The 8,992-nt window shown below is 71.6% G+C and carries 6 protein-coding genes; 1 reads left to right on the top strand and 5 read right to left on the bottom strand.

Annotated elements, in window-relative coordinates; translation table 11 throughout:
- Positions 1 to 657, bottom strand: a 657-nt coding sequence (locus ENSA5_RS35385) for a TetR/AcrR family transcriptional regulator (RefSeq protein WP_181198496.1), incomplete at its 3' end; no start/stop codon positions are given.
- Positions 658 to 802: 145 nt separating this feature from the next.
- Between ENSA5_RS35385 and ENSA5_RS35380 the strand changes: the two genes are divergently transcribed.
- The gene (locus tag ENSA5_RS35380; protein WP_146156462.1) at positions 803 to 1,936 is read left to right on the top strand and encodes an LCP family protein; all 1,134 of its coding nucleotides are present in this window, start codon (positions 803 to 805) and stop codon (positions 1,934 to 1,936) included.
- Positions 1,937 to 1,995: 59 nt separating this feature from the next.
- On the opposite strand, the gene ENSA5_RS35375 is transcribed toward ENSA5_RS35380, so the two are convergent.
- The 4 genes from ENSA5_RS35375 to ENSA5_RS35360 all read right to left on the bottom strand — a co-directional run.
- Entirely contained in the window at positions 1,996 to 3,123 is a 1,128-nt protein-coding gene (locus tag ENSA5_RS35375) for an HD domain-containing protein (protein ID WP_106396139.1), read from the bottom strand.
- A 75-nt stretch (positions 3,124 to 3,198) separates the two neighbouring features.
- Entirely contained in the window at positions 3,199 to 4,377 is a 1,179-nt protein-coding gene (locus ENSA5_RS35370) for a hypothetical protein (protein ID WP_106396138.1), read from the bottom strand.
- A gap of 47 nt (positions 4,378 to 4,424) precedes the next feature.
- Positions 4,425 to 7,523, bottom strand: a complete 3,099-nt coding sequence (locus ENSA5_RS35365; RefSeq protein ID WP_106396137.1) for an efflux RND transporter permease subunit — start codon at positions 7,521 to 7,523, stop codon at positions 4,425 to 4,427.
- Positions 7,523 to 8,992: efflux RND transporter periplasmic adaptor subunit (locus ENSA5_RS35360; RefSeq protein ID WP_106396136.1), on the bottom strand; the 1,470-nt coding region annotated here is incomplete at its 5' end. The genes ENSA5_RS35365 and ENSA5_RS35360, both read right to left, overlap by 1 nt.

Below are 8,992 nucleotides of genomic sequence, written 5' to 3'. Positions count from 1 at the left end.
GGACTCGGGGGACTCGGGGTCGTGGTGGGTGGTCGGGCGCGGGCGAAACAAGCTGGTCTTGGCGATGCGCAGGAGCTCGTTGGTGTGGCGCTCGAGCAGCCGCTCGCTGTCTTCGTTGTCGGGGGCGAGGGCCGCCACGGTCTCGAAGGTCGCGAGGCTGCCGATGACGAGGATCGTGACGTGGGCGACGTAGGACTGGGGGTCGGCGTCGAACCACAGCCGACCTTGCTCCTGGCCGCGACGGATGTAGCTCGACACGATCGTGACCCATGGCTGTACGTGGGTCTCGATCAGCGGCAGGACCTGATCGGGGCGATCGAGCAGCTCGCGGAGGATCAGGCGGGCGCGGTCGCGGTCTTCGGCGAAGAAGGCGACGGTCTTGGACAGCACGGCGTCGAACTGCTCCGAGCCGCTCGTGGCGGCCAACAAGAGCTTGGGCAGGACGTCGCTCCAGTGGGCGAGGAGCTCCTCGAGCACGGCCTCGCGCAGGGTGTCCTTGCTGCGGAAGTGATAGAGCAGCGAGGGCTTGCGGATGCCGACGCGCTTGGAGATCTGGGCCAGCGAGACGGCGTCGAAGCCGTGGGCTGCGAACAGGCGGCTCGCGTGGTCGAGGATCTTTTGCGCGATGTCCGCTCGTGTTGTACGGGGAGTAGGCACTGGACTACCGATAGGATTGGATTTGCCTACCACTTGGTAGTCTGTGGATCAAGTGGTCGATGGGACCGCGCGGGGCGGCGGAATATCGGTTGGGCTTTGGGGCGTGAGGCGGGGGGTGAAGGGGCGAAACAAGCGACGCTGGCGGTTGGTCGGGGCTCTGGCCCTGGGCTTGGCGTTGGTCGGGGCCTGGGCGATGGCGCGCGAGCCGGGCGAGCTGCGGCATGACGCGGCGCGCTCCTTCCGCGGCGTGGTCGGGGCGCCGACGCCTCCGGTCGAGCTTCTATATGAGGATGAGCTGGGGCCGAGCCTGGGCCTGGGAGCTCGGCTGGTCGTGATCCCGGCCGCAGAGGTCGAGCCGCCGCCGCCTCCGCCGCCTCCGCCTCGGCGGCCAGCGGGGCTCGAGGGGGTGTCCTTCGTGTTGTTGCTGGGCTCGGACAACCGGACGCAGAAGGTCGTTGGGCGGACCGACAGCATGATCGTGGCGGCGTTTCGGGACCGCGACGGCAAGGTGGCTGCGTTCAGCATCCCGCGGGATCTGTGGGTCGCGCTGCCCGACGTTGGCGCGCTGCACGAGGAGGGGCGCGACCACGCTCGGATCAGCTCGGTGGTCCGGGTCGGGGAGGCCCGGCTGGGCAAAGGGGAGGGGATGCCGCTGCTTCGTCGGACCTTGCTCGAGCAGCTTGGGATCCGGATCGACCGCTACGCGAGCGTCGACTTTCAGGGCTTCGAGGCGCTCATCGATGAGCTCGGGGGGATCGACGTCGAGGTCGAGTGTCCGATCATCGACTGTTTTTGGATCAACGGGACCGAGGCGCCGTGCGAGATGATGACGGTCGAGGCCGGGCGCAATCACATGGACGGGGCCACGGCCCTGTCTTTTGTCCGTTCGCGCCACGGGACCGGCGACCGCGACCGGACCAAGCGGCAGCAGGTCGTGCTGCTCGGCTTCGCCGAGACGGTCCGCGCGGGTGGTCTGCGGGGCCTGCCGGGGTTGTGGCGCAGGGCCTCGCCCTTCGTGACGACCGACCTCAGCCGCGATGACGCGGCCTACTACGCGTCGTTTGCGATCGAGAACCAGGTCGCGGCGATCGGCGGCTTCTCGATCAAGCACCCGATGACGGCCCGGCACGTCACGCCCGACGGCAAGCACGTGCTGATCCTCGACCGCGAGCAGTTCGAGGCCGCGCTGGCGAAGATGTTCGAGCGTGAGCTGCCCGCGCTGCGCGAGCGCAAGCGCTGCCCCGCGCCCGACGCGGCGCTGACCTTCCGCGACCGCTAGCACCCCGGGCTGCTAGCACCCCGGGCTGCTAGCACCCCGGGCTGCTAGCACCCGGGCTACTAGATCTCGGGGGCGTCACAGCGCAGGCTCTCGCTCGGGCGCAGGCCTGGCAGGGGCAGGCTGAGCTGATCCTGACGGCGCGAGACCAGCCACCCGCGGGTGCGCTCGTGGCGATAGCGACGGCTCCAGGCGCGCAGCGGGAGACCGCGGGGCTCGGGCTCGACGCTGGGATCGATGAAGTAGCGCTTGCGCGTCCGGACCAGCACGGGGCGCCGCTCGCCGCCCTCGGGCGAGGCTTGATCGCCGACGACCTCGCCGTAGGTCTCGGACGCCCACAGCTCGTAGTCGCCGTCTTCGCCGCCGTCGAGCAGGGCGCGGTCGAGGGCGTCGTGACCGAGGCGGCGGCGCAGGGCGGGATCGTCGAAGAGGTCGAGGGCGTCGATGATCTCGCGGTCGACCTTGGCCGCGACGAGCTCGCACAGGCGGGCCTCGGCCAGGATGTTCGACGGCAGGTTGATCACGCGATCGTAGACGTGATCCTTGAGCTGCCAGAAGCGGTCGATGGCGGGCAGCGCCGGGCGGGCGATGCCGAGCTGACCGTCGACCCAGGTGAAGATCCGCTCGGGCAGCTTGGCCCGACGGAGGCGGAAGTCGCGGGCGACGCGATGGATGCCCTCGAGGGTGTCGAGGTTGATCGGGGCCTTGAGCAGCTCGGCGAGCGGGCGCAGATCAGGCGCGAGCGTGTCGCTGCGATCGATGATCGCCCAGGTCGCAGCGGGGTCGATGTGCAGGCTCTCGAGCAAGGGACGCAGCGAGCGCAGGCGCGGGATCGGGCCGTCGCCGAGCACGATCCAGCGCCCGACCTCGTGGTGACCGGCGCCGAGGACCTTGGCGAAGGCCGGCTCTGCCGCGTGCGAGAGGGGGTAGTGGCCGACGTCGTGGAGCAGGCAGGCGGCCACGAAGAGCCGCGCGCGACCGCGCGGGAGCTCGAGCGCGGTCGCGGCGTCGGCCGCGAGCTTGGCCACGCCGAGCGAGTGCTCGAGGCGATTGGACGCCCGGCGGCTGCGCGGGTGGTGATCGAGGGTGCCGAGGAAGCTGATCCGCCCGAGCCGCGCGAGCCAGGGGCTCGCGAGCAGGGTGTCCCCGAGGTGCTCGACGACGCGAGCGCGGTGGCGGGCGGCGGACATGCCCGGCGACCATAGCCCGGCTCGCGGGTTGGGTCGGCATTTTAGCCGATCGCCGCGGGGAGCCGGCGATCGCGCTCACCCGCCGCCGCAGCCCCCACACGACGCGCCACAGCTGCCGCCAAGATCGGCGCCGTCGGGCCCCCCGCGGGCCTCGTTCCAGCCTGCTCCCGCGGCCTGGCCATCGCCGCGCCCGTCGCCGCCGAAGCCGGGGGTGACGCGGGGATCACTGATCTCGCCGGGGTCGGGGCCCGTGAAGGTTGGGACGCGGGGGCTGACCTCGACCGCGCGCTCGGTCACGCGGACGAGGGCCTCGTCGTCGCCCGGCGGGCCGTACTCGCCGCCGAGCGCCGCCTCGCCGAGGGCGTCTCGAGCTCCAAACACCCGGGCGCCGTCGGTGTTGACGACCTCGAAGCTCAGCCCCTGCCAGCCGCGGCCCGCGACGATCTCGGTCAGCGTCACCCAGGCGACGAAGTCGAAGTAGGGGTCGAAGTAGTAGTGGTAGAAGGGCTCGTCGTAGGCGCCGAGGCGGGAGCGGATCGGGACCGGGCGGTACTTGGGCATGCGCACGCTCGGGCCCCACGACAGCCGGCGAAAATGATCGAGCTGGCGCGGGCCGGGGCGGATCAGGCGCAGCTCGACCGGGGCTACGGAGCTCGACACGACGAGCTCGCCGAGCTGCTCATCGAGCGCGCGCTTGGCCTCGTCTGCGAGGGCCGCGAAGCGCTCGCGCGCGGCCTCGAGCGCGGGCACGTCGGCCGCGATCGCGCGGAGCCGCTCGGCGTAGGCCGTCGGGCTCTCGCCGCGGGCGATCTGCATGCTGTCGAGCCGGGCGGCGAGCGCGATCACGAGCTCCGGGCTGCCAGCGGGGACGCGGCGGCGGACCGTGACCTCGATCAGGGTCCGGAGGCCGTCGCGGCGGTGGGACAGGACCATCTTCATGGCCTCGAACTCGCGCTCGAGCACCGCGCGGGCGTCGAGCTCGGCGATCGCGGTCGCGAGATCGCCGGAGTTTTCTTCGGTGTCGACGTAGGCGATCCGGCCGTCGACGATGACCGAGAGCACGTCGGTGATGCCGAGCTGGGCGAGGGCGTCGGTCACCGGCTTGAACACGCTCAGGCCGGTGACGGTGATGACCTCGACGTCGGCGCCCGAGGTCGGCTCGCGGCCGATCAGCTCGGAGAACCAATCGAGCAGGGTTCGTCGGTGTAGGGCTGGCTCGCTCGGGAGGTCGATGTGGATGTTCGCATAGAACATGATTGGCTGGGTGACTGTAGCAGCGCTCGCGGACTCCGGGTCCAGCTTCAGCCCGCGCCCGGCGGCGAGCGCTTCTGGCTCGCGCGGCCGCGGGCGGCGAAGCTCAGGTACAGGACCGGGAGCACCAGCAAGGTCGCGAGGGTTGAGCTGAGCATCCCGCCCACGACCACGGTTGCGAGCGGTCGCTGGACCTCGGCGCCGACGCCGGTGTTGAGCGCCATCGGCAAGAACCCGAGCGCGGCCACCAGCGCGGTCATCAGGACCGGGCGCAGTCGGCTCTGGGCCGCCGCGACGATCGCCTCGCGCTGTCCGAGGCCGTCGGCGAGGAGCTGCTTGGCCCGCGAGACCAGCACGATGTCGCCGAGCACGGCGACGCCCGACAGGGCGACGAAGCCGACCCCGGCCGAGACCGAGAAGGGCATGTCCCGGAGCCACAGCGCGAGCACCCCACCGACGGCGCCGAAGGGGACCCCGGTGAACACCCGCAAGGCGTCGGCTGCCCGCCCGTAGGTCAGGTACAGCAGCCCGAACACGAGCGCGAGCGCGAGCGGGACGACGATCATGAGCCTTCGCTGGGCGCGCTCGAGCTGCTCGAACTGGCCGGCGAGGGTCGTGTAGTAGCCGGGCGGGAGCCGGGCCTGGTGCTCGGCGAGGACCTGACGGACGTCGGCGACGAAGGAGCCGAGGTCGCGGCCGCGAACGTTGGCCTGGACGGTCACCCGCCGCTTCGCCCACTCGCGCTGGATCGTCGACGGGCCCTCGACGACCTCGATCTGCGCGAGCGCGGACAGGGGCACGCGCTTGCCCGCGCGGGTGTGGATCAGCAGCTCGCCGATGCGCTCGGCCGAGCGCCGGGTCTCATCGTCGAGACGGAGCACGAGATCGAAGCGCCGCTGGCCCTCGACGACCTCGCCGAGCTTGCGGGTCCCGAGGGACTCGACGATGTCGAGCAGCTCGCCGACCGGGACGCCGTGACGCCCGGCGGCGTCGCGGTCGACGGCGATCGCGAGCATCGCCTGACCGGTGAGCTGCTCGACCGTCACGTCGGCCGCGCCGGGGATGGCCTCGACGGCCGCGCGGATCGCCTCGGCCTCGCGCTCCAACACGTCGAAGTCGTCGCCGAACAGCTTGACGCCGACGTCGGCCCGAATGCCCGCGACCATCTCGTTGACGCGCATCTCGATCGGCTGGGTGAACACGCTGCGCATGCCCGGCATCCCGTCGAGCTCGGCCGCCAGCGCGGCCACGAGCTCGGCCTGGGTCGCGGCTCGCTGCCACTGCTCGCGCGGCGTGAGGGTGACGAACACGTCCGAGACCTCGAGGCCCATGGGATCGGTAGCGACCTCGGCGGTCCCGGTCCGTGTCCAGATGTGCTCGATCTCGTCGGGGAAGCGCTCGAGCAGGCGGCGCTCGATCTGGCTGCCGTAGCGGATCGACTCGTCGAGCGAGATGCCGGCGACGCGCACGGTGTTGATCACGACCGCCTGCTCGCTCAGCCGGGGCACGAATTCCGAACCGAGCCGGGGGGCCAAGAGGCCGCCGCCGAGCACCGCCGCGGCCGCGATCGAGACGACCAGCTTGCGGTGATCGAGGGCGCGCTCGAGCACCCGCCGATAGCCGGCCGCGAGCGCCCGGACCAGGCGGTTGTCGCGAGCCTTGCGCCGGCCGGACTCGAGCGCGTAGCTGGCGAGCACGGGCATCAGCGTCAGCGAGAGCAGCATCGAGCCCGCGAGCGCGAAGATCACCGTGAGCGCCATCGGCTGAAACATCTTGCCCTCGACGCCCTCGAGGGTGAGGATCGGCAGATAGACGATCGCGATGATGAGCTCGCCGAACAGCGTCGGCCTGCGCACTTCGATCGCGGCGTCGCGGACGATCTCGCGCACGCTGCGTCCGGTGCTGTCCTCTTCGAGCCGCCGGGCCGCGTTCTCGACCACGATCACCGAGCTGTCGACGACGAGGCCGAAGTCGATTGCGCCGAGGCTCATCAGGCTCCCGGCGATCCCGACCCACAGCATCGCGTTGAAGGCGAAGAGCATCGAGAGCGGGATCGCGAGGGCGACGATGACCCCGGCGCGGAGGTTGCCGAGGAACACGAACAACACCGCGATGACCAGCAGCGCGCCCTCGACCAGGTTGTTGCGGACGGTGTGCAGGACCTCGTCGACGAGGGTCGCGCGGCTGTAGACCGGGGTGAGCTCGACGCCCTCGGGCAGGCTCGGGCGGACCTGCTCGAGCCGGGCTTCGAGCGCGCGCGTGACCTCGTGGCTGTTCTCGCCCATGAGCATGAACCCGAGCCCGAGCACGGCCTCGCCGCGACCCTCGGCCGTGACCGCGCCGCGGCGGATCTCGTGGTCCTCGCGGATGTCGGCGACGTCGGCGAGGTGCACGAGGGTGCCGTCTCGTTCGGCGACGACCATGGCCTCGAGATCCTCGACGCCGGTCACGAGGCCCTGGCCCTGGATGAGCTGGGCCTCGCCAGCGACCTCGAGCACGCCGCCGCCGACGTTGCGGTTGGCGTGGCGCACGACTCGGGCGACGTCCTCGAGCGCGAGCTCGTGCTTCACGAGCCGGTAGGGATCGACGACGACGTGATACTGCTTTTCGTGGCCGCCCCAGGTGTTGATCTCGGCGACGCCCGGGGTCTGGAGCATCTGCGGGCGGATCACCCAGTGGTGGAGCGTGCGTAGCTCCGCGGGCGACATGCCGTCGCCACGGACGATGTACTGGAACACCTCGCCGAGGCCGGTTGCGACCGGGCCGAGCGCGGGGCGCTCGACTCCCTCGGGCAGATCCGCGAGCGCGAGCCGCTCGTTGACGACCTGGCGGGCGAGGTAGGTGTCGGTGTCGTCGTCGAAGATCGCCGTGACCTGCGAGAAGCCGAACTTCGAGACCGAGCGGACCTCGACCAGGCCGGGCAGGCCCGAGATCGCCTGCTCGACCGGGAAGCTGAGCTGGCGCTCGACCTCGAGCGGCGAGAGCGAGGGCGCGGTGGTGTTGACCTGGACCTGGACCGGGGTCGTGTCGGGGAAGGCGTCAAAGGGCAGCTGGCGAAAGCTCGCCAGGCCCCAGGCGATCAGCACCGCGGTCGCGAGCAGGACGACCGGCCGATGCTTCAGACATAGATCGATGAGCCACGTCAGCATCACTCGCCCCCCGGCCCTTCGACCTCACAGCAGCCGGCGCCGATGCTGCCGGGCATGACCTCGGTCCGCAGCAAGACCGCGCCCGTGGTCACGACCTCGTCGCCGACGGCGACCCGGCCTTCGACCTCGACGGTCTCGCCGCCGCTGCGCCGACGAACCACGCGCGGCTCGTAGACGCCGACCTCGGTGCGGACGAAGACCAGCTCGCGCGGGCCGACGCGCTGGATCGCCGCGCGGGGCACGGCGACGACAGCCCGGCTGGGGCTCGTGGTGATCTGCCCGCGCATGAATTGGTTGGCGCGCAGGACCCCGTCGGGGTTGGGGACCTCCGCGCGGGCCGTGACGGTGCGGGTCTGCGGGTCAACCTCGGCGGCGATCCAGGTGATCGGACCCTCGAAGCTCGCCTCGGGGTTCGCGTCGGCCGCGACGCCGAGGATCTGGCCGAGCGCGATCCGATCTGCGAAGGCCTCGGGCACCTCGCACAGCGCCCACATGGTGGAGGTGTCGCCGAGGGTCGCAAGCGAGGTGTCGTCGCCGGCGATCGTCCCGAGCACGGCCGGTCGGCGCAAGATCGTGCCGGCGATCGGGGCCGTGATCGTGTAGCGACCCGCCGACCCCGAGGCGCCCGCGCCGGCCATCTTCAGCGCTGCCCGGGCCGCGCGGGCCTCGGCCTTCGCGGTTGCGAGCTCTTGCTGCGCGAGCTCGAGCTGGCGGGCGGACGCGATGTCGGCTTCGCGCAGCTCGAGCTGCCGGTCGCGGTTGGCCTCGGCCGTGCGGACCCGCTCGCGCGCGGTCTTCAGCCCCGCCTGGATCGCGCCGATGTCGGTGCTCTCGAGCTCGAACAGGGGGTCGCCAGGCTCGACTCGATCGCCGATCTGCGCGGGAACGCGACGAACGACGCCCGGGACCAGCGCGCGGATGTCCGCGAGCCGGTCGGCGTCGAACTCGATCCGCGCCGTGCAGTCGACGAAGCTCGCCGCCGCCACACGTCGGGCAGGCGCGGTGCGGATCCCGACGGTCTGCTCGAGCTCCGGTTCACGCAGGCGCACGACCCGGGCCTCGAGCGCGGCCTGCTCGGCGTTCGGGGGCGGCGTCGCGGGGTTGCAGGACGGGCAGACCGACTCGGGGAAGCCGTGCTCCTCGCACCAGTCGCCCTGGGCCTTGAACTCGGCGACGAGCCCGGGGTTGCACTTGGTGCACTTCGACTCGGGCAGGGCGTGCTCGAGACACCAGTCGGCGGCGAGGGTCGGCGGGTCCTGGGGGTTGCAGGACGGGCACGCGGACTCGGGGAAGCCGTGGCCCTCGCACCAGTCGCCCTGGGCCTTGAACTCGGCGATGAGCTCGGGGTTGCACTTGGTGCACTTCGACTCGGGCAGGGCGTGCTCGAGACACCAGTCGGCGGCGAGGGTCGGCGGGTCCTGGGGGTTGCAGGACGGGCACGCGGACTCGGGGAAGCCGTGGCCCTCGCA

Source organism: Enhygromyxa salina, assembly GCF_002994615.1.
Lineage (GTDB): Bacteria > Myxococcota_A > Polyangia > Nannocystales > Nannocystaceae > Plesiocystis > Plesiocystis salina_A.
This window is presented reverse-complemented; position numbering and strand designations above follow the sequence as displayed.